This window comes from Niveispirillum sp. FG148, assembly GCF_057809655.1.
The window spans coordinates 52,579-74,370 of the sequence record NZ_JBMDKJ010000025.1; the positions used below are offsets into that span (position 1 = coordinate 52,579).

Below are 21,792 nucleotides of genomic sequence, written 5' to 3' on the forward strand. Positions count from 1 at the left end.
ATCATCGGGAATGGGTATAACGGGGCTCTATTGCCCCTCGCTCCCCGGCCGGCTTTTGGCGATGGCGCGGGACAGCAGGATGACGGGCAGGATGCCCACGGCAACAATGGCCAGTGCCGGCGTGCTGGCCTCCGCCAGCCGTTCATCGCTGGCCAGGGTGTAGACGCGGACGGCCAGCGTGTCGAAATTGAACGGCCGCACGATCATGGTCGCCGGCAGTTCCTTCATCACATCGACAAAGACCAGCAGGGCCGCCGTCAGCAGGCTGCCGCGCATGATCGGCGTATGCACCTTCAACAGGGTACGGCCCGGCGTCTGACCCAGGATGCGGGCGGCCTGATCCATGGTCGGGCGGATCTTGGACAGGCTGGCCTCCACCGTGTTGAACGATACGGCCAGGAAGCGGACCAGATAGGCATAGATGATGGCGGCAATGGTGCCTGACAGGACCAGGCCCGTGGACAGGTCGAAATGCAGGCGCATGAAACCGTCAACGGCATTGTCCACGCGCGCGGCGGGGATCAGGATGCCGACCGCGATGACGCTTCCCGGTACCGCATAGCCCAGGGCGGCCACGCGCGCCGACCCTTTCAGGGTGCGGGTGGGATGCAGGCGCAGGCCATAGGCGACCAGGCAGGCCAGGGCCACGGCCAGGACGGAGGTCAGGCCGGCCAGCGTGAAGGAATGTCGCGCCAGTTCCCAGAAGCTGGCGCCGAACAGATGATCGCCGCCATCCACGGCCAGCCGGGCCAGTATGCCGATGGGGATGACGAAGCCCAGCAGCAGCGGCGTGACGCAGGCGATCCAGGCGCCGGCGGCGCGCAGGCCTTTCAGCTGGTAGCTGGGCAGGACGCGGTAACGGCCCGTGGAATGGAAATAGCGGGCCTTGCCCCGGCTGCGCCGTTCCAGCACCACCAGCACCAGCACAAACATCAGCAGCACGGATGCCAGTTGCGCGGCCGCCACCGGCTCCCCCAGCGCAAACCAGGTGCGGTAGATGCCGGTGGTGAAGGTGTCCACGGCGAAATATTGCACGGTCCCGAAATCGGCCAGCACCTCCATCATGGCCAGCGCCAGACCGGCGGCCACGGCGGGCCGGGCCAGCGGCAGGGCCACGCGGGCAAAGCTGCGCCAGGGCCCGGCGCCCAGGGTGCGCGCCACTTCCAGCACGCAGACCGACTGTTCCAGAAAGGCGGCGCGGGCCAGCAGATAGACGTAGGGGTAGAGAACGAAGGACAGGACCGTGATGGCCCCGCCCAGCGACCGGATTTCCGGGAACCAGTAGTCTGCCCGACGCCAGCCGAACAGGTCGCGCAGGGTCGTCTGGACCGGGCCCACGAACTGCAACAGGTCGGTATAGGTGTAGGCCATGACATAGGCCGGCATGGCCATGGGCAGCAGCAGCGCCCATTCCAGCCAGCGCTGGCCCGGGAACCGACACATGGTCACCAGCCAGGCCGTACCCACACCAATGATGGTGACGCCCAGACCGACCCCGCCGGCCAGCCAGACGGTATTGGCGATATAGGTGCCCAGCACGGTGGAGGCCAGATGCGACCAGACCCCGTTGCTGGACACAAAGACACGGCTGCCCACAATCAGCACCGGCAGCGCCACCAGGGCCGCGATCAGCAGCACGGACAGGGTCCAGCCGTTGGGCAGGAAGCGCCGCCATGCGGATTTCAGGGCCGGAAGCGGGGCAGGGGGGGTAAGGGCATGGTCGCTCATGCCCACACTTTCCCATCCCTGCGAACCGCTCGCAATCACCTTAAGGCCGCAGGCACGCCATCGGTGCCATGCCGGGGGCGGGGGACGCTGCCCGGATCAGTGGCTGCCCAGCCAGGCCAGGGTGACGGATGCCAGCGTTTCCGCGCCGATGCTCAGGCTGCCTTCATCCACCTTGAACAGGGGGGAATGGTTGGACGGCACCTTGTCCAGCGATACCGATGGCTCCGTGGCGCCGACCCAGAAGAAGAAGCCGGGGATCTGCTGCTGATAAAAGCTGAAATCCTCTGCCCCGGTGGATTTCGACCCCAGGGTGATGTGGTCCTTGCCCATCACCTGTTCCAGCACGGGCACGGCCCAGGCGGTCAGGTCGCGGTCATTGTCGGTGACGGGATATCCCTTGTCGATCGTCACCTCCGCCGTGGCCCCGGCACTGGCGGCGATGTTTTCAGCCACTTCCTTGATCCGGGCATGGATCTGGTCGCGCATGCCGGCGTCGAAGCTGCGGATGGTGCCGATCATTTCCGCCTTGTCGGGGATGATGTTGTTGCGCACCCCGCCCTGCAAGGCGCCGACCGTCACCACGGCCGGTTCCTTGATCAGTTCGACATTGCGGCTGACGATGGTCTGCAGGCCCATCAGGATCTGGGCAGAGGTGACCAGCGGATCGACGCTGGTCCAGGGGCGGCCGCCATGGCCCTGGCGGCCCTTGACCACGATCTTGAACATATCGGCGGCGGCCATGGCCGGACCGGGACGATAGGCGACGGTGCCGACATGGTAGGCCGAGCCCAGATGCAGGCCGAAAATGGCCTGGGGCTTGGGATCAGCGGAAAGCACCCCTTGCTTCACCATCAGTTCGGCGCCGCCTTCTTCCCCCTCCGGCGCGCCTTCCTCAGCGGGCTGGAAGATGAATTTCACGGTGCCGGGCAGGTCCGCCCGGTGTTTGGCCAGCAGCTCCGCCACGCCCATCAGGATGGCGACATGCCCGTCATGGCCGCAGGCATGCATGACGCCGACATTCTGACCGTTATAGGTGGTCTTCACCTTGGACGCGAAGGGCAGGTCCACCTGCTCGGTGACGGGCAGGGCGTCCATGTCGGCGCGCAGCGCGACGACGGGACCGGGCTTGCCGCCCCTCAGGATGCCGACCACGCCCGTATGGGCGACGCCTGTCTGCACCTCGATCCCCAGCTTCTTCAGATGATCGGCCACCAGCTTGGCTGTGCGCGTCTCCCGGTTGCCCAGTTCCGGGTTCTGGTGGATGTCGCGGCGCCAGGCGATGATCTTGGGCGTCAGGGCCTGGATATCGGCCTTCACATAGGCCGGGACCGTGGCCTGCGGTTCCGCTGCCTGGACCGCGGGCATCAGGCTGGACAGGGCGACCAGCGCCGTCAGGGTGCCCCGGATAGCGTTCTTCATCATCTTGGCCATCGTCGCTTCTCCGGTCAGTGGGAGTTCAGATAGGCCACGGTCAGCGCGGCCATGGATTCGGCCCCGGTCACCAGGCCGCTTTCATCCACCTTGAACAGCGGTGAATGGTTGGATGGCGCCTTGTCCACCGGCACGTCGGCATCGGTGACCCCGATATAATAGAAGAAGCCGGGGATCTGCTGCTGATAGAAGCTGAAATCCTCCGCGGCACCGGCCTTGGGCGCCAGGCTGACCTTCTCCTTGCCGGCCACCTGCTCCAGCACGGGCACGGCCCAGGCGGTCAGGCCGGGATTGTTGACGCTGACGGGATAGCCCTTGTCGATCGTCACGTCGGCCGTGGCGCCGGCGCTGGCGGCGATGCCCGTGGCAATCTCCTTGATCCGGACATGGATCTGTTCGCGCATGGCCGGGTCGAAGGTGCGGATGGTGCCGATCATCTCCGCCTGGTCGGGAATGATATTGTCGCGCACGCCGCTGTTGAGCGCGCCCACTGACACGACGGCCGGTTCCTTGATCAGCTCGACATTGCGGCTGACGATGGTTTGCAGGCCGCTGACGATCTGGGCGGCGGTGACGATGGGGTCGGTTCCGGCCCAGGGATAGGCCCCGTGGGTCTGCCGCCCCTTGACCACGATCTTGAAACTGTCGGACGCCGCCATGGCGGGACCGGGACGGTAGGACACGAAGCCGGCATGGGCGTCGGACCCGACATGCAGGCCGAAAATGGCTTCCGGTTTCGGGTCGGTGCTCAGCACGCCCTGTTTGACCATCAGTTCGGCGCCGCCTTCCTCGCCGTCGGGCGCCCCTTCCTCGGCCGGCTGGAAGATGAACTTCACCGTGCCGCGCAACTCGCCCCTCCGCTTGGCCAGCAGTTCGGCCACGCCCATCAGGATGGCGACATGGGTGTCGTGCCCGCAGGCATGCATGACCCCCACTTCCTTGCCATTATAGGTCGTCCTGACCTTTGATGCGAAGGGCAGGTCGACCCGTTCCGTCACGGGCAGGGCATCCATATCGGCGCGCAGGGCCACCACGGGACCGGGCAGGGCCCCCCGCAGCACCCCGACGACGCCCGTATGGGCGACGCCTGTCTGCACTTCGATTCCCAGCTTTTTCAGGTGGTCGGCGACCAGCTTGGCCGTCCGCGTCTCCCTGTTGCCCAGTTCGGGATGCTGGTGGATGTCGCGGCGCCAGGCGATGATCTTCGCCTCCAGTGCCTTGGCATCCGGCTTGATGAAAGCCGGGATGGCGGGCGCATCGGCCGCTGTTCCCATCGCGGTTCCGCCCAGCAACAGGGCCGCAAGCGCCAAAGCCGACGCGCCGATCTTCTTCATGTTCATGCTGGCCCCCCGGCCCCCCTGTGCGGCCAGCGGGCAACCGCCGGCCTTACCTCTGGCGATCAATGGCTGTTCAGATAGGCAACCGTCAGGGCCGCCAGCGTTTCCGTCCCGGTCAGCAGGCTGGCCTCATCCACCTTGTAGAGCGGGGAATGGTTGGAAGGGGCCTTGGCGGGGTCCACATCCGGCCCGGTGGAGCCGACCCAGTAATAGAAGCCGGGGATTTTCTGCTGGAAATAGCTGAAATCCTCTGCACCGCCGACCTTGGGCCCGACCGTGACCTTGTCCGTACCAACGACTTTTTCCAGCACCGGGGCGGCCCAGTCGGTCAGCTTGGCGTCGTTGGCGGTGACGGGATAGCCTTCGTCGATCTCCACGGTGGCTGTGGCGCCGGCGCTGGCGGCGATGCCCGTCGCGATCTCCCGGATGCGTGCATGGATCTGTGCGCGCATGGCCGGATCGAAGGTGCGGATGGTGCCGATCATCTCCGCCTTGTCGGGGATGATGTTGTTTCGCACGCCGGAATGCAGGGCGCCGACCGACACGATGGCCGGTTCCTTGATCAATTCGACATTGCGGCTGACGATGGTTTGCAGTCCGGTGACGATCTGCGACGCCGTCACCACCGGGTCGACGCCGGCCCAGGGATAGGCGCCATGCGTCTGCCGGCCCTGTACCACGATCTTGAAGGCATCGGCTGCCGCCATGGCGGGGCCGGACCGGTAGCTGACGGTGCCGGCGCGGCCGGAAGAGAACAGGTGCAGGCCCAGAATGGCTTCCGGCTTGGGATCGGTGGACAGCACGCCTTCCTTCACCATCAGTTCGGCGCCGCCTTCCTCTCCCTCCGGCGGCCCTTCCTCGGCCGGCTGGAAGATGAACTTCACGGTGCCGCGCAGTTCGCCCTTCCGCTTGGCCAGGAGTTCGGCCACGCCCATCAGGATGGCCACATGCCCGTCATGGCCGCAGGCATGCATGACACCCACTTCCTGACCGTTATAGGTGGCCTTGACCTTCGACGCGAAGGGCAGGTCCACCTGCTCCGTCACCGGCAGGGCATCCATGTCGGCACGCAGGGCGACGACGGGGCCGGGCTTGGCCCCCTTCAGCACGCCGACCACGCCCGTATGGGCGACGCCTGTCTGGACCTCGATCCCCAGCTTTTTCAGATGATCGGCCACCAGCTTTGCCGTCCGCGTCTCCCGGTTGCCCAGTTCGGGATGCTGGTGGACGTCGCGGCGCCAGGCCACGATCTTGGACTCCAATGCTTTCACATCGGTCTTGATGTAGGCGGGGATGTCGGGCGTATCAGCGGCGCGGGCGGCGGGAACCAGGGAACTGGCGGCCAGCAGCGCCGCCAGCGCCGCACGGCGGAGCCGGCCTCCCCCGCTGCGTTGCGTCGAAGTGAAAGCCTGTTCAAACCCGCGCATCCCGTCCTCCCTGCAATGCTGCTGAAAAGCAGATTGGCAGGCGAACGGGTGGCGCGCAATGGGCATGGCCGGGAAAAGTATACGATCGGTCGCGGAAATTCCGGTGCAGAACCAGGTGACGTTACGTCAGCCGGAAGCCCTCAGGCCGCGACGGCACCCGTCGTCAACCGGGCGATGCGGGCGTGCAGCGCGGCCTTTTCCGTATCCGTCAGCGTGAATTTCACATGGCCCGGCCCTTCGGCATGGTCCGGGGCATGGAAGGGCAGGCGCAGCCCCTCCATCACCAGCACGCCACGGGCGTTGTCGATGCCGGCGACATCCAGCATGGCGCCGCCTTCCGACAGGTTCACGACCCGGCCCGACAGGGTGCGGCCGGCCTGTTCCACCTGACAGGGGATGGACACTGCGTAGCGCGGCAGACGGCGACGGTCGACCTCGGTGGAGGCTGTGCGCACCACCCGCACCAGGGTCTGGCGCAGATGTTCGACACTGCCCGCCATCTGGTGGGCGGCGGTCTGGACATCGTTGGCGCAACGGTCGGTCTGGGCGGCTTCCGCCGACACTTCGGCGATGCGCGACGCCACTTCACGCGCGGCGTCGGCGGTCTGTTCGACATTGCGGGCGATTTCCGTGGTCGCGGCGGATTGCTCCTCCATGGCGGCGGCGATGCCGGCCGCGACCTGATCGACCTGTTCAATCTGTCGGGTGATATGACGCACCGCCGTGACGGCGCGATCGCGGACCGAGGCGATCTCCTGCACGCGGTGGGCGATATCCTCCGTCGCCTTGGCCGTCTGGCTGGCCAGGATCTTCACCTCCGATGCGACCACGGCGAATCCCTTGCCGGCTTCACCGGCGCGCGCGGCCTCGATCGTGGCGTTCAGCGCCAGCAGGTTGGTCTGGCTGGCAATATCGGCGATCAGGTTGGCGATGCCACCGATCTGGGTCACACTTTCCGACAGCGCCTCGATCGCGGTGGCGGCTTCGCCGCTGGCGGCGACGCTGTCGCGGGTGACGGCGCTGGCATGGGCCACCTGGCTGGTGATTTCCCCGATTGATGCCGTCAACTGGTTGGTGGCGGCGGCCACGGTCTGGGCGTTGGACAGGGCCTGTTCGGCGGCGGCGGCGACATTGTGAGCGTTGTTGCCCATGCGGTCGGCGGCGGCCGCCATCACCTTTGCCTCTGCATCCATGGCGCTGGTCTGTTCAGCCACCTGATCGACGGCGTGGCGGGTTTCGTCCTCCACCGTGTCGGCCATGGTGCGCAGGGCCGCGATGCGGGCCTGTTCGGCCTGTTCGCGCTGCCGCTCCTGATCCTGGCGCAGCCCCTCCGCCTCCTGCAAGGTCAGGCGGAAGCTTTCCACGGCGCGCGCCATGGCGCCGACATCGTCCAGCTTGTCCAGATCGCGCACCGGCGCGTCCAGCCGGCCCTGGCGCATCTCCTCCATCCGAACCGACAGGCGGCCCAGCGGGGCCAGCAGCCAGCGGGCCAGACCCAGCGCAGCGGCTGCCATGACCACGACCAGGACCAGGGCGCCGATAGCGATCCAGGTGATGCCACGGTTGAATTCGCCCAGCAGGTCCGCCCGCTTCAGCCCCACATAAAGGATGCCGACGACCTTGCCATCCTTGTCCTTCAGCGGGTCATAGCCGGCATAGTAGGTGCTGCCCAGGATGTCGACGGTGCCGCGGTAGGGCTGGCCGGACCCCAGCACCGCATCGCGCGCCGGACCGGCGGCCAGAGACGTGCCGACAGCGCGGCTGCCATCTTCCTTCAGCACATTGGTGGCGACACGCGTATCGCCCTTGAAGATGGTGGCGCTGCCGCCCGTTGCCTGGGCGATGGCATCGACCAACGCCATGTTGCCGTCCAGAACCTGTCCGCCGTGGGCCAGCTTGCCATCGACCAGCGTGAAATCACCCGCCGTCTGTTCCAGGAGCGAATGTGCCACCCGCATGGACAGCGTCTGCGTGGCGATGGCCTGCCGCTCCATGACGCTGGTCATGACCCCGTAGCCCAAGGCCAGCGTGACGCTGCCCAGGATGAAAAGCCCCAGCGCGTTGAAGATCGTGACTTTCCCCGCAACGGGGAGGCGGCGGATGTTCAGCATGGTCAGGCCCCGGCTCCGTTCGTTCACATGGTCGCGTCCGTTTTACCGGTCGGCTTCTACATGGTTTGGCGGCGGGCCGATTTGATCTGGGTCAGTCGATGGGATCGTTTCCAGGTCGGTCGGCCGATACCGGGACCAGCCCGTGGCCCAGTGCCACGCGCTCGTCAAAGACAAAGCAGCCACCGTCCCACAGGCTGTCGGCCGGACCGATCCGTTCCAGATAGTTCAGGATGCCGCCCTTCAGGTGGTAGACCTCGCCGAATCCCTGTTCCAGCATGTAGGCCGTGGCCTTTTCGCAGCGGATGCCGCCGGTGCAGAACATGGCCACCCGGCGGTGCCGGGCAGGGTCCAGTTCCCGCCGGACATAGTTGGGAAACTGGCCGAAGCTGGTCGTGCCGGGATCGACGGCACCCTTGAAGGTGCCGTACCCGACCTCGAAACTGTTGCGCGTGTCGATGACCAGCGTGTCGGGATCGGAGATCAGCGCATTCCAATCCTCTGGCTCCACATAGGTGCCGACCCGGGCGTTGGGGTCGATGCCCGGCACGCCCATGGTCACGATCTCCTTCTTCAACCGGACCTTCAGCCGGCCGAAGGGGGGCGTGTCGGTATAGGACCAGCGCGGCTCCAGGGGGGCGACGCCGGCGATGGCAGCAATCTGCGCCACCACGTCAGGCATGGCGTCAGCAGGGCCGGCGATGGTGCCATTGATGCCCTCTGCCGCCAGCAGCAGCGATCCGCATACCCCGTTCGCCGTCATCATGGCCAGCAGCGGCTGGCGCAGACGGGCATGGTCGGGCAGCGGGTGGAAGCGGTACAGGGCGGCGACGGCGATGCGGGTCATGGTTGCTGTATCCGGAAAGGGCGGGGCGCTTATAGCAGGCCCCTGCGGCCCCCGCCATGCCGTCACCGGCCTTTCTGTGCCTTCAGCCAGGCAAGCGAGCTGGCCAGATGGTTGGCCGCGTCGGGCGATTCATCCTCCAGCACATACCAATCCACGCCGGCCGCCCTGGCGGCGTCCAGCAGGGCGGGCCAGTCGGTGACGCCCTGACCCAGGGGAGCGAATTCGTCCGGCTGGGCATGGCCCGTGAGTTCACCGACCTTCATGCCGGGCCGCATGTCCTTCAGGTGCAGCAGTTTCACACGCGGTCCCAGCTTGCGCAGCAGGGCGACGGGATCGACCCCCGCCTTCACCACCCAGAACACATCCATCTGCAGGTCGACACAGGTCGGGTCCAGTCCGGCCAGCAGCCGGTCCAGCAGGGTACCGCTGCCATCGGCGGCAAATTCATAGCCGTGGATATGGTACATGACGCGCAGGCCCGCGGCCTTCAGGGCCGGACAGGCGGATCGGTAGGCTTCGATGGCATTGTCGATCTCCGCCGGGCCGATGCCCCGATCGTCCGGTGTGCCCGGCGGCTTCAGCCAGGCAGCCCCGACATAGCGATAGCCGACGATGCGGGCGGTTTCGATGATCTTGGGCACATTGTTCTTCAGATCGCCGACCCAGACATGGCTGCCGACCGCCGTCAGGCCGGCCTGGTCCAGCAGGGTGCGGAAGGCCTGGGGCGACAGGCCCAGTGTATTGTAGGCCTCCACCTGTGTCAGCCCCATGGCCCGGATGCGGGCCAGCGTGGCGGCGGGATCGCGCTCCAGATCCTTGTGCAGGCTGAAAAGCTGTACCGCGACCTTGTCCGCCGGTACCGCTTCCGCCAGGCAAGGCCCTGCCACGGCAAGCGCCGCCCAGGCCAGCATCCACCGCACGCCCTTGCGCATCATCGCCTCCGCCCGATTGATAACGTTGTCAATTTGGACCTTTATCCCGGCAAATGGCCGGTGGTGCAAGGCTTCAGCGTTTTTCGCGCACGAAAGCCAGCAGCCCCAGGCCGGCGATGAACAGGAAGATGACGGTGGCCATGCCGGCGCGCTGGCTGCCCAGGGCCGTGACGGCGGTGCCATAGGCCAGGGGGCCGATGATGCCGACGGCCCGGCCCGACAGGGCGTATAGGCCGAAGAATTCCGTCTCCAGCCCCGGTGGCGCCAGACGCGCCATCATCGATCGCGCGGCGGCCTGGGCCGGGCCGAAGAAGATGCCCAGCCCCATGCCCAGCAGCACTAGCCATTGCTGATCGGGCGTGAAATCCAGCGGCAGCGACAGGGCCGGCGCCCAGGCCCACCACGGTGTGCCGATCAGCACCATGGAGCCGCCGGTGATGATCAGGCCGATCAGGCTGATGATCAGGGTAGGTTTGGCCCCGATCCTGTCATCGGCCCAGGCAAAGCCGATGGCACCCAGCCCCGCCGACACGTTCAGCAGGATGGCAAACAGGATCAGCTGTGCTTCCACCATGCCGAAGACGATACCGGCATAGATGCCGCCGAAGGCCGTGACGGTATTGATCCCGTCGCGCCAGAAGGCGCTGGCGATCAGATAGCGCACGGTATTGCCGTGGGCCGGCATCTTGCGCAGCGTTGCCGCCAGGGTCACCAGCCCTTCGCGGACCGCTATGGCCGCCGTGACGCCGGCGCCGCGCACCCGGTCGGGCACCAGCAGGAACAATGGCAGTGCGAACAGCCCGTACCAGACCCCGACCAGGACGGAGGTGGCGCGCACGGGCTGCGCATCTGTCTTGTCGATCAGGCCGAACAGGGGCGGGTCGGCCCGCAGCAGCAATGTCAGGCACAAGATCAGGCAGCCCAGGCCGCCAATATAGCCGACCCCCCAGCCCCAGCCTGAAACACGGCCCAGATGGCTGGGCGGGGCCACGACGGGCAGCAGCGCGTTGTAGAAGACATTGGCCAGTTCGAATGCCGTTGTGGCAATGCCGACCAGCAGCAGGGCCGGCAGCACATAGGCGGGGTCTGGCTGGATGGACCAGAGCAGGATCGAACCTGTAATGGCAACGATGGTGAAGCCGGCCAGCCAGGGCTTGATGGGCCCTCCCCGGTCGGCGATGGCGCCCAGCACAGGCGACAGGACGGCGATGGCCAGACCGGACAGGCCCAGCATGAAAGCCCAGTCAGCCGACCCCTGGTCGGGACTGACTGCCACGCCCTTGGTGAAATAGACGGAAAAGACGAAGGTGCCGATGACCGTGTTGAAGGCCGACATGGCCCAATCGTAAAGGCACCAGCCGGCCACGGCCGGCGGACGCAAGCCACCGGCCGCCATGGTTCAGGCCACCGTATAGCGGGCGCGGGCGCCGCGTTCCAGGGCGGCCGCGGTCAGCCGGTCCAACTCCAGCCCGTGGCGCAGCAGTTCCAGCAGGTGCAGTTCGCGGTCACTGGCCGTCTGGTCCGACGCGATCACCTCACAGGCCAGCATATAGGCCGTCTCCCGCAGGCCGCGAGACAGGGAACGGTGGATCAGGTCGATGGCGTTTTCCGCCCCGGTGGGATCGCGCAGCATTTCCCCGCATTCCCGGACAACATCGGGCAGCTGGTCGACATGGAAATCCTGGAAAACCGGCAGATAACGGATGCTTTCCCCGATGGCATGCACCTGGGTGTCCGTCATGTTGCCATCCGATGCCGCGGTCAGCACCATGGCGTAGATCAGGGCGCGGTGATGATCGATCATGCTCTGGACGGTCCTGCTGTGACGGAAAAATGGGCCCGGCGTCGCCCCGGACGGCAGTAGGCGCAAAGCCATCCCCCGCGTCAAGCGCGCGAGAGGTCAGGATGTGTGACGCTTTCAGCGCATCGACACCGGCAAGGGCAGGCTTGCCGTTTCCGCCCAGACGATGCGCGACGGCGGCAGGGTCAGGGTGACGGTGGTGCCTTCGCCAAAGACACTGTCAATGGTCAGCCGCCCGCCATGCAGTTCCGCCAGACCCTTGGACAGGGTCAGGCCCAGACCCGTGCCCGGATTGCTGCGGGCATAGACATTGTCGACCTGATGGAAGGGTACGAACACCTTTTGCAGATCCTCCTGCCGGATGCCGATGCCCGTGTCGCTGACGGCCACCGACACGCCACGCGCCGGATCAACGCTGGCCACCAACTTCACCGTGCCGCCCGGAGAGGTGAACTTGATGGCGTTGGACAGCAGGTTCAGCACGATCTGCTTGAACTTCACATCATCGACCAGGATGGGGGGCATGCCGTCCGCCACCTCCACCGCCAGATTCAGGCGGCGTTCCATGGCGCGGGCCCGCGCGATGCGTTCGCAGCCACGGACCAGTTCCTCCATGCCGCAGATGCGCTCGCGCAGTTCCACGCGGCCTGCCTCCATCTTCGACACATCCAGGATGTCGTTGATCAGGGTCAGCAGATGGCGGCCAGAGGCGATGATGTCTCCGGCATAGGCGACGGTGCCGCTGTTCTGGCCGGTCTTGTCATCGGCCTTCAGCTCGCTTTCCAGCACCTCGGCAAAGCCGATGATGGCATTCAGCGGCGTGCGCAGCTCGTGGCTCATGTTCGCCAGGAACTCGGATTTGGTGCGGCTGCCCAGCTCGGCCTGCGCCTTGGCCGCCTCCAGCTGTTCGGCGGCGCGGCGGCTGGTGATGGCCAGTGCGGCCAGCTGCACGGCGCGGCGTGCCCGCTCCATCTCCCATTCCTGCGGCTCGCGCACGCTGTCGCTGTAGATGGCGAAGGCCCCCAGCGCTTCCCCGTCGCCCGAAAGGATGGGCAGCGACCAGCAGGATTTCAGCCCCACGGCCAGCGGGATATGCTTGTAGAGCGCCCACCGGGCATCGCTGGCAATGTCGGCCGCGATGATGGGCGTGCGACGGTAGATGGCCGATCCACAGGACCCCACATCCGGTCCGATCGCCACCCCCTCATAGGCGCTGGACATCGAGGCCGGCAGGTTGGGCGCGGCACCCACGGTCATATGGATCCTGTCCTCGCCCAGCAGCATGATGGAACAGCGGGCATTGTCCAGCTGCTCCTCTACCCCGCGGCAGAGGGCGGCCAGCACATCGGCCAGCGGCGCGCCTGCGGCCGCCATTTCCAGGATGCCGCGTTCAACCGTCAGCAACCGTTCCATGCGGCTGCGTTCCCGATTCTCGCTGCGCAGCTGTCGGGCGTTCTCCTTGAACACGCGGACGGCCGCGGCCATGGCTGCGATCTCCTTGCCCACGCCCTTGAAATTGGGCAAGGCCACGGAATGGTCGCCACCGGCCAGGGCACGCATCGCGTCGGTCATCTGCTGGATGGGCGTCAGCACGCGGTGGCGGATCAGCCAGGTGGCGAAGACCAGGGCCGCCATGGCCACCAGCAGCTCGAACATGTCCATCCACAGCCGCCGGGCCGCGACAATGCGCGTGCGCTCCGTCGCCTGGGCTGCGGCGTTCACCGCCTCTCCCACCAGATCGCTGGCGGCATTCAGCACACCCGTGCCGTTGCGCAGCAGTTCCGGCAGGCGCCCCCGCACTTCGCCGCGCGCGGCGGCATCCAGGATGGCCGTGCGCAGCGGCAGATAGCGCTGGGTGAAGGCGGCGGCCATCTGGTCCAGGGCGGCGCGTGTACTGTCCGGCAGCATGGACGGGTCGCTGGCCTCCCGCACCAGACGCCATGCCATCTGCATCTCGGCCAGCGATGTGGCTTCGCGTTCTGCCGCTGGGGGCAGGGGACCGCCCATGATGGTGCGGTACAGCAGCCCCATATCCTGGCCAACCTCGCTGCGCAGGCGAATCGCCTCCCGCGTCAGCATTTCTGCGGCGCCAGCTTCCCCGCCCATGGAAAGGGAGGGGCGGTTGATCTCACGCAGCAGGGTCAGCAGGGCCATCGTGTAGGATTGCGAGGCATCCTGCCAGTCGGCGATGATATTGGCCGTTTCCACGGGGCTGGTCCCGGCCGCTTCCAGCGTGCGCCCGTCCTGCAGGCGGGCCAGCAGCTTGTCCAGCACGCCGCGCTGTTCATGCACGCGGGCAAGTGCCACGCGCAGCGACGCCATGTCCTCGCCCAGCGCGCTTTCCATCGGCATGGTGGCCAGCTTGTCCAGGGCGGCCTGGGCGTTGCGGTCGGCTTCCTCGCGGTGGCGGTCGATCTGTGGCCGCAGGGCCGCTTCCGGGGAGCCCGGCAGACGCGCGGCCTCCAGCACCAGGCTGATCATGCCGGCTTCGATCCCGTGATCGCGCGCCGCCACCAGCAGGCCGCTGCTGACCTGCTTCAGATTGGCGATCTCCGCGGCGATCCGGTAATCATGCCACCCGGCCTGGAAATCCACGGCTGTGCCGGCGACCTGAACGCCCGCAAGCAGGGCCAGGCCGCCTATCAAGACTCTGCGCATCCGGTCCCCCGCCCTGGCCGGCCGGAAGGGGCCGATACGGGCTTGACGTTCTGCGCTGCAGTGTAAAGGCCACCGCCTGCCCCCGCAATGATGGCGATGTGAATTCGGGATAGTCTGTTTTTCCGGGGGGCGACGCCGCCCGGTCCGGGATCAGCCGCCGTCGCGCAGGCGGATGATGATATCCACGCGCGACAGGCAGGTGCCGGGCGGCAGGCAGGGCAGGTCAGGCGCGCACAGCTGGTCAGCGGCGATATCCTGCAGGTGCCGGCTGCCTTCGTGGAAGAAATGGTGGTGACAGGCGGTATTGGTGTCAAACCAGGTGCTGCCCGCCTCCACCACCACCTCGCGCAGCAGACCGGCATCGCGGAACTGGTTCAGCGTGTTGTAGACGGTGGCCAGCGATACCTTGATGGCGGCGGCCACGGCTTCGGCGTGCAACAGTTCGGCGGTCACATGCCGGTGCCCGGCCCGGAACAGCAATGTGGCCAGGTCAATGCGTTGCCGGGTCGGACGCAGACCCGCCTGGCACAGGCGATCAATGACGCCGCCTGACGCTTCGGCGGCTGCGGGCTGGTCGAGGATCAGGGAGCGGAGGCTGTCGGGCATGGACGGGGCAGGCTTTTCGGTGGCGGATCCCGAATGCTCAAATGGGCCACGGCCCCCCCGGTTGGCAAGGGGGAAGTGTGACGCGGATCACAGTCCGTCCGACTGCACCGCCATCATGGCCGCCATCAGCAGGACCCGGCCGTGCCCCCGCCGAAGGTCCCACCATCGTCATCGTCATCATCGCCGGCCTCGGCGGTGGCGTCTTCGCCGTCTTCGTCCGCATCGTCGGCTTCAGACGTGCTTCCGGTCAGGCCGGGCGGGCCGAACAGGGATGGCGCATCTTCTTCCTCATCGCCATCGTCGTCATCGTCGATACCGTTGCCATCCAGCAGATCGGTCAGGCTGAAGCCGTCGATCATCGGATCGTCATCGGGGTCGACCTCCGTACAGTCGGTGATGCCGACGACAGCGCGGCGAATCTCCTGCTCCAACATGGACAGGGTGGAGCGTTCCAGCTCCCCGCCGCAGGATGCGCGCGGGAAGGCCAGGCTGAACAGGGCCACGGTCGTCCGCCCCTCCAGGGCGGCACCCCGCAGCCACAGGAAGAAGCGCAGCTTCTCCCCATTCTCTTCGCCATCGGTGACGAAGCGGGCCATCACCTCGCCATCGGGCAGCCATTCCAGCGACCCTTCGCCCTGCCGGCCCTCGGGACCCTGCGAGAACTGTTCCGCCGTCTGGCGCAGAACGGCGCGGGAGAGGATTTCGGCGTCATTGCCTTCATGATCGAAACTGTGCATGGCCACGCGCAGCGTGCCCGTGCCCTCCTGTTCACGGTAGAACAGGGTCAGCTCCTCCTCCACGTTGGTGCGCCAATCCCAGGGCAGGCGGAACCGCACGCTGTCGCCATGCCAGACATTGCGCATGGTCACGCGCTGCACCGGGCCCTGCACGGGGCCTGGATGGAAGCGGATGCGCGCCGCCTCCTCTCCCAGCCGGTCGATCAGGGCCGACAGCTCCGGTGCGCTGGCGCTGGTGGCTGGTACCAGCAATTGCAGGGTGGCAACCTGTACGTGGTCGGGTGGCTGGAAATCGGCGACCTTCCAGACAAAGACCTGACGTTCGGGCGGTTGCGACACGGCATAGGCAATCCATTGCCGTTCGCCCTCGTCCCCGTCCTGGTCGTCGCCTTCTTCCACCGAGGGGGTGATGCCGCGCGGCAGCACATTCTCCCGGTCCAGATACTGAATCGCCTCGTCGGCGCGCACGCCATAGGGGTTGCGATAGGTGGTGACGGAGATCAGCAGATCGACCGGGTCCGGTCCCGGTGACTGGAAGGCCAGGCCGCCATCGTCACGCGACAGCCGCTGCCAGTCCGCCGGCACGCGCAGGCTGACGATCCCGCCGCGCAGGGCCACGGGGTTCCAGTCACCGACCAGTTCGCTGTCGAAGGCTTCGTCTCTCATGATGATGAATCTAGGCGCGTTGATCCGCAGAGTCCATGATTGGCGCGTGAAAGTCGCGTGTCGGCCCGTCATTTCGCCGCCGCGGGCGCCCCGAAGGGAAAGGATCAATGCAGAACGGAGACGGATTCCGTCTGCTGCCGGCGCGGCTGGACCGGGCAGAGCAGCAGGGGCTGGTCGATTGGGTAGAGGCGGTGGAAGGGGACGCACCCTTCATGCGCTATGTCATGCCCCGCACGGGGCGCCCCTTCTCCATCGACATGACCAATGCCGGCAGCCAGGGCTGGGTTGCCGACCGACAGGGGTACCGCTATTCCCCCGTCCATCCGCTGACAAGGCGGCCCTGGCCGGCGCTTCCCGATACATTGCTGTCGCTGTGGCGTGAGCTGACCGCCTATGGTCACGATCCGGAATGCTGCCTGATCAACCGCTATCGCGGGGAGGGGGCCAGACTGTCCCTGCATCGTGACGAGGATGAACAGGATTACGGCGCCCCGATCCTGAACATCTCCCTGGGGGACACGGCCATCTTCCGCCTGGGCGGGCCGGCGCGTGGCGACCGGACGCGGTCATTCCCCATCGACAGCGGGACGGTCATGGTCTTTGCCGGCCCCTCGCGGCTGTTCTATCACGGTGTGGACCGGCTGCGCGTCGGCTCCTCCCGGCTGCTGCCGGGCGGCGGGCGGTTGAACCTGACCCTGCGTCGCGTGACGCGGCCGGTCGCCGCCTCAGCGTGACAGGGTCACCTGGCCCGGACCGACATGGTAGATCTTGGGCTGGCCCTCATGCCCGGCCAGCGTCACCCGGCCGGGTCCCGTCAGCAGCACGCGCGGGTCCTTGGCCCTGCCCCCGAAATCCACGGTGCCGGGACCGGTGACGCCCACGGCCAGACTGTCCACCGCACCGCCGCCGACCGACAGGGTGCCGGGACCGGGAATGGCGGCATCCAGGCTGCCGCTCACTTCCGCCGCCTTGACGCTGCCGGGACCCGGCAGGGACAGGGTCAACCCGTCGGCGACACGGCCCAGCTCAACATCGCCCTGACCGGGCAGGTCGATGGCAACCCGGCCGGCATCGCCCAGCTTCACATCACCGCGGCCGGACACCTGCACGGCGGCCAGCCCCTTCACATCGCCCAGGCTGACGCTGCCATCCTGGGTGATGCGCACGCGCACCGACTCCAGCCCGCCCAGCGCCATGGTGCCCGAGGCCAGCTCCAGCCGGGCCGGCGCCTGCAGGTCGCCCTCCACGGTCAGGTCGCCCGTGAAATTATTGACCAGCAGCGGCGTGCCGCGCGGTACCGACACCTCCATCGTGACGGGCGGCTGGCTTTGCGGACCGGGGCCGGTGATCCACAGCACCCCGTCCTCGATCGACAGATTGTAGCGCTTTCGGCTGTTCTCCAGCGTGAACAGGATGCCGTCGGCCTGATCCACGACCTTGATCTTCACATTGCCCACCACATTGGCCAGGCGCAGGCCCGAGGGGGCATCGGCCATGGCTGCCAGACGATTGGTCCCGTCGGGGGCCGTCGTGCGGTCCAGATAACGGATGTCGCTGTCATGGCGGTCGCGTGACTGCTCCGCCTTGGCCGTAGCCAGCTTGGCGGCACGGTCCAGGGATTCCGACACGGAGCGGCTGATGGCCCCCATGTCCACGGCCCGGTTGTCGCCGCTGCGGCTCTCCCAACCCCGTTCCGCGCGCTTGGCGGCCAGCTTTTCCTCAATCCGGTCCTTGACGCGATCTTCGATGCCGGCCCGGATACCGTGGCTGTCGATGGCCAGTGATATGGCCTTGCCCAGCTTCTGGCTCTGGCTTTCCCCGCCCTTGTCCCCGACGGCCACCGCCCAGCTGATCGTGCCGATGGCGACGACAATCGCAGCGATTCCCCCCAAGGGCACGCCGGGGGTCAGGCGGGGACGCTGGCTGATCGGGGGACGGGTCGTCATGGGGCGTCTCTTGCGGCTGGACGGTCGGCTCGGGCACTCATCATACCCATCCCGCGCAGGCTGTCTCTGCCGGTTTCCCGCCAGCAACAAATTGATGCCATCTGTAACAAAAACGTTCCGAAAACCCATTTTCCGGAACAGCTGTCATAATACCCTGAACAACCCATTGTCACATACACTTCGGTTCAATATGTTCCGCACAACTGAGAGAGAATATTGACAATAGGACGGACGGTTCAGATGGCCGCAAAACGTCGCCCCCCGACCAATCCCGATGACACGGCGCCGGAATCCATGCGCGCGGTCTGTCGCAACGTGGTTGTCGGCGGCAAGCGGACCAGCGTGCGCATGGAGCCGCTTTTGTGGGATTGCCTGACGGACATCTGCCGGCGCGAATCGCACCAGATGAATGACATCGTGACCATGATCGATGCGCGCCGGGGCGACAGCGCCCTGACGGCGGCGCTGCGCATCTTCATTCTCAGCTATTTCCGTACGGCATCCGACGCGCCCGCCCCGTTGGTCGGGCTCGCGGAGGAGCAGATGCCGTTCGGTACGACAGCGGAATATTCCCCAGTCTTCCGCCGGGCGCTCTGCGTCTTCGACGTGGAATGACGGGGGCAGTCAGGTCCAGCGCAGCCCTGCGGCGGCATAGGTCGGCCGCTGCGGCTTGCCATCCAGAAGCCGGTCCAGCATCTCCTGCCCCGGCAGTTCGCCCAGCGCCGTTCCCAACTCCTCGCGATGGATGCCGCCGGTAATCAGCAGGCTGTCGATGCCGGCCGCATTGGCGCCGGCAATGTCGGTGCGCAGACTGTCGCCGACGGCCAGGATGCGGGCCGGCGACAGTCCGCCCAGCAGATCGAAGCAGCGTCGATAGACGGGGGCATGCGGCTTTCCATGGTAACGGACGTCACCGCCCAACTCCTCGTAATGCCGGGCCAGTTCGCCTGCGCACAGGACCAGCTGGTCATCCACCACCACGATCAGATCGGGATTGGCGCACAGCATGGGCAGGCCCAGGGCCCGGCAGCGGCGCAGGATCGGGTCGTAATCGGCCAGCGTCTCGTCATAATCATCAATGCCGGTATTGATGATGAAGTCCGCCTCTTCCAGCGTGGCGACGCGGATACGGTCGGCCAGACTGTCATAGACGTCGTTGTCGCGCGGCGGGCCGATATGGAACAATTTTGGCCCCAATGCGGCATGCCAGCCGTCATTTCGGTCCCGCAACGCCTCAAAACTGGCCTCGCCGGACGTGTATAGCGCATCATATAGGTCCGGCGTGACGCCCATGGCCGTCAGTTTGGTCGCCGCTGCCGCGATCCGTCGCGGCGCGTTGGACAGAAGACAGACGCGCTTGCCCCGGGCCTTCAGCGTCGACAGGCAGTCGATGACCCCGGCATAGGGGCGAACCCCGTCATGCACGACGCCCCAAAGGTCCAGGATGAAGCCGTCATAACGGTCGGCGACGGAAGACAGGCCTGGGATCAGCGGGACATGCGTGGTCATCGGGGCGTCCGGAAAAGGGGGAAACCGCCGGGAAGGTGGCGGTTCGCCTGCCGCCCGGCAAGGCCGGGGCAGACATGGCAGCCGTGCCCGGGTCCCGATGGCGGTTTGCCAGTGACCGTCAATCAGAACAGATCGTCAATCTCGCTCTGGTCCATGGTGACGGCGGGATTGCTGTCCTGCACCGATCCGTGAACGATGGCGCTGCCGCGATCAACCAGATCCTGCAGGCGACGCCAGTAATCGGCCGCGGTAAAGCCCAGCATTTCCGGATCGTCGCGCATGGGCGACAGGGTGGCCACCGCTTCCACGATCAGGCTGTTCATGTCATTGACCGTTTCGTCGAACGGCACCCGGAATTCCGGGGGGACATAATCATAGGCGTCGATGGCCAATGGCGCGAAGGCCAGGCCCGACTCCTCGAAATGCTGACGATACGTCTTGGGTGTCCAGGCCACGATTTCGTCCAACATGTCCGGCATGTCGCCGACCATGGACAGCAACATGATCACTTCGTTGAAGTGATTGAAATAATCGGTGGACAGAAGGGTTCTGTCATCGATCGTCGTATTGCGGACAAGCAGGCGGTAATGGTCGAGCATGGACGTATCTTGCATGGCATGTGCTCCATACCACAATATTTGGTCACAATATCCCTAAAATTGCACCTACACACGCTTCCGTCCGGATAGGTGCCCACTTCACACATAGGTGATCGGGGGTTGACCTGTCACCCGTCGGTACGCCACCACAGATAGCCTATTCCTGTTCAATTCCGTGTCTGGTACGGCCACCACCCGCAGCATCCAGGCCACTGTTCCATACCGGCGAATGTTCAGCCAACAGAATGATAATCCGGGATGCCGCCGTCCGACAAAGCCTGTAACAGGGGAAGCGGAACGGGTGCGGGGACAATAGTCAGGCAGCATTCCCGGCGCGGCGTCTGATCTCCGCCGCAGACAGGCCCTGTTCACGCAAGACCCGGATGCCGGTTGCCCCATCACGCTTGGACAGTCGTTCGCCGCGGTCGTTCAACAGCAATCCATGGTGGTGGTAATCCGGTTCAGGCAGGCCCAGCAGTGCCTGCAGCAACCGGTGAACATGGGTCGCATGGAACAGGTCCTCCCCCCTTGTCACCAGGGTGACACCCTGGATGGCATCATCAACCGTCACTGACAGGTGGTAGGAGGTACGGACATCGCGGCGGGCCAGGACGATGTCGCCCAGCAACCCCGTGTCGGCCGGAATCGTCCCTCGGCCCCGGTCATGCCAGGACAGCGGGCCGGTCAGAGACGCTGCCTTTCCCACATCCAGGCGGATGGCATGCGCCTCCCCGGCGGCGACGCGCGCGGCGGCCACATCGCGGGGCAGATGCCGGCAGAGGCCGGGATAAAGCGGTCCTTCCGGCCCCATCGCCACCAGATGCGGGGCGTTGCCGGCCCGCGCGATTTCGTCCGCGATATCCTTGCGTGAACAGAAGCAGGGATAGGTCACCCCCTGTCCGGCCAGCCGGTCCAGCGCCGCCGCATAATCGTCCATATGCTCCGACTGCCGGCGCACGGGTTCTTCCCAGGTGAAGCCCAGCCAAGCCAGGTCCTCCTTCAGCATCGCCTCATATTCCGGCCGGCAGCGGTTGGGATCGATATCCTCGATCCGCAGCAGGAAGCGCCCGCCGGCGGCCTTTGCCGCATGCTGGGCGAACAGGCAGGAATGGACATGGCCCAGATGCAGGAAGCCCGTGGGGCTGGGCGCGAATCGGGTCACGACGGGGCGGGCTGCGGAAGGCATGCACGAATACCGGGAAGGAAGGGCGGAACCCTGTCTTTCCGACATATACCCCCAACGGATCGCGGGTCACAAGGCCAACAACCACAAGGGCTTGCGTGACCATTTCGTTGCATCTGCGTGATAAATGCTTTGGCCCCGAGTCGGGCGGGTTGCCAGATGCGGCGGACCGTTATATCAAAGTGCCCGACGTTCTGGCCTGCCGCGAACCTGTCCGCCATCCCGATGCCAAGGGGGAACCCTCGGGTGGAAGAAGGCGGGGTCGGGGGTCGGGAAC

Annotated in this window: 18 protein-coding genes; 2 read left to right on the plus strand and 16 right to left on the minus strand. The window is 66.3% G+C overall.

The window, feature by feature from the left end:
* Positions 1–27: 27 nt before the first annotated feature.
* The 12 genes from ACODTW_RS21465 to ACODTW_RS21520 form a co-directional block, all read right to left on the minus strand.
* Positions 28–1,728 (minus strand): ABC transporter permease, encoded by a 1,701-nt coding sequence (locus ACODTW_RS21465; RefSeq protein ID WP_488948126.1) that lies wholly within the window; start codon positions 1,726–1,728, stop codon positions 28–30.
* A 96-nt stretch (positions 1,729–1,824) separates the two neighbouring features.
* Entirely contained in the window at positions 1,825–3,159 is a 1,335-nt protein-coding gene (locus ACODTW_RS21470) for an amidohydrolase (protein WP_488948127.1), read from the minus strand.
* A gap of 14 nt (positions 3,160–3,173) precedes the next feature.
* Positions 3,174–4,499, minus strand: coding sequence for an amidohydrolase (locus ACODTW_RS21475; RefSeq protein WP_488948128.1), 1,326 nt, complete (start codon positions 4,497–4,499; stop codon positions 3,174–3,176).
* Between the two features lie 59 nt (positions 4,500–4,558).
* On the minus strand, positions 4,559–5,923 hold the full coding sequence (locus tag ACODTW_RS21480) for an amidohydrolase (RefSeq protein WP_488948129.1): 1,365 nt from the start codon (positions 5,921–5,923) through the stop codon (positions 4,559–4,561).
* Positions 5,924–6,063: 140 nt separating this feature from the next.
* Positions 6,064–8,061, minus strand: a complete 1,998-nt coding sequence (locus tag ACODTW_RS21485; protein ID WP_488948130.1) for a methyl-accepting chemotaxis protein — start codon at positions 8,059–8,061, stop codon at positions 6,064–6,066.
* Between the two features lie 64 nt (positions 8,062–8,125).
* Positions 8,126–8,878 carry an oxygen-dependent tRNA uridine(34) hydroxylase TrhO gene (trhO, locus tag ACODTW_RS21490; RefSeq protein ID WP_488948131.1) on the minus strand — a complete coding sequence of 251 codons (753 nt, stop codon included), beginning with the start codon at positions 8,876–8,878 and terminating at the stop codon, positions 8,126–8,128.
* Positions 8,879–8,940: 62 nt separating this feature from the next.
* Positions 8,941–9,813 carry a sugar phosphate isomerase/epimerase family protein gene (locus ACODTW_RS21495; protein WP_488948132.1) on the minus strand — a complete coding sequence of 291 codons (873 nt, stop codon included), beginning with the start codon at positions 9,811–9,813 and terminating at the stop codon, positions 8,941–8,943.
* 70 nt (positions 9,814–9,883) lie between these two features.
* The gene (locus ACODTW_RS21500) at positions 9,884–11,206 is read right to left on the minus strand and encodes an MFS transporter (RefSeq protein ID WP_488948133.1); all 1,323 of its coding nucleotides are present in this window, start codon (positions 11,204–11,206) and stop codon (positions 9,884–9,886) included.
* Positions 11,207–11,209: 3 nt separating this feature from the next.
* Complete coding sequence (locus tag ACODTW_RS21505; protein ID WP_488948134.1) at positions 11,210–11,614, minus strand: tellurite resistance TerB family protein; 405 nt, start codon at positions 11,612–11,614, stop codon at positions 11,210–11,212.
* A gap of 114 nt (positions 11,615–11,728) precedes the next feature.
* Positions 11,729–14,269 carry an ATP-binding protein gene (locus ACODTW_RS21510; RefSeq protein WP_488948135.1) on the minus strand — a complete coding sequence of 847 codons (2,541 nt, stop codon included), beginning with the start codon at positions 14,267–14,269 and terminating at the stop codon, positions 11,729–11,731.
* Between the two features lie 150 nt (positions 14,270–14,419).
* The gene (irrA, locus tag ACODTW_RS21515; protein ID WP_488948136.1) at positions 14,420–14,875 is read right to left on the minus strand and encodes an iron response transcriptional regulator IrrA; all 456 of its coding nucleotides are present in this window, start codon (positions 14,873–14,875) and stop codon (positions 14,420–14,422) included.
* Positions 14,876–15,000: 125 nt separating this feature from the next.
* The gene (locus tag ACODTW_RS21520; RefSeq protein ID WP_488948137.1) at positions 15,001–16,278 is read right to left on the minus strand and encodes a hypothetical protein; all 1,278 of its coding nucleotides are present in this window, start codon (positions 16,276–16,278) and stop codon (positions 15,001–15,003) included.
* Positions 16,279–16,385: 107 nt separating this feature from the next.
* On the opposite strand from ACODTW_RS21520, the gene ACODTW_RS21525 reads away from it, so the two are divergent.
* Positions 16,386–17,012 (plus strand): alpha-ketoglutarate-dependent dioxygenase AlkB family protein, encoded by a 627-nt coding sequence (locus ACODTW_RS21525; RefSeq protein ID WP_488948138.1) that lies wholly within the window; start codon positions 16,386–16,388, stop codon positions 17,010–17,012.
* Here the strand turns inward: ACODTW_RS21525 and ACODTW_RS21530 are convergent.
* On the minus strand, positions 17,004–18,224 hold the full coding sequence (locus ACODTW_RS21530; RefSeq protein ID WP_488948139.1) for a GIN domain-containing protein: 1,221 nt from the start codon (positions 18,222–18,224) through the stop codon (positions 17,004–17,006). The genes ACODTW_RS21525 and ACODTW_RS21530 overlap by 9 nt on opposite strands.
* A 240-nt stretch (positions 18,225–18,464) precedes the next feature.
* Between ACODTW_RS21530 and ACODTW_RS21535 the strand changes: the two genes are divergently transcribed.
* Positions 18,465–18,839: a ribbon-helix-helix domain-containing protein gene (locus ACODTW_RS21535; RefSeq protein WP_488948140.1), complete on the plus strand. Its 375-nt coding sequence runs from the start codon at positions 18,465–18,467 to the stop codon at positions 18,837–18,839.
* Between the two features lie 9 nt (positions 18,840–18,848).
* On the opposite strand, the gene ACODTW_RS21540 is transcribed toward ACODTW_RS21535, so the two are convergent.
* The 3 genes from ACODTW_RS21540 to gluQRS form a co-directional block, all read right to left on the minus strand.
* On the minus strand, positions 18,849–19,733 hold the full coding sequence (locus tag ACODTW_RS21540) for a TIGR01459 family HAD-type hydrolase (protein WP_488948141.1): 885 nt from the start codon (positions 19,731–19,733) through the stop codon (positions 18,849–18,851).
* Between the two features lie 122 nt (positions 19,734–19,855).
* Positions 19,856–20,347: a hypothetical protein gene (locus tag ACODTW_RS21545; protein ID WP_488948142.1), complete on the minus strand. Its 492-nt coding sequence runs from the start codon at positions 20,345–20,347 to the stop codon at positions 19,856–19,858.
* A gap of 301 nt (positions 20,348–20,648) precedes the next feature.
* Complete coding sequence (gluQRS, locus tag ACODTW_RS21550; RefSeq protein WP_488948143.1) at positions 20,649–21,518, minus strand: tRNA glutamyl-Q(34) synthetase GluQRS; 870 nt, start codon at positions 21,516–21,518, stop codon at positions 20,649–20,651.
* Positions 21,519–21,792 lie beyond the last annotated feature (274 nt).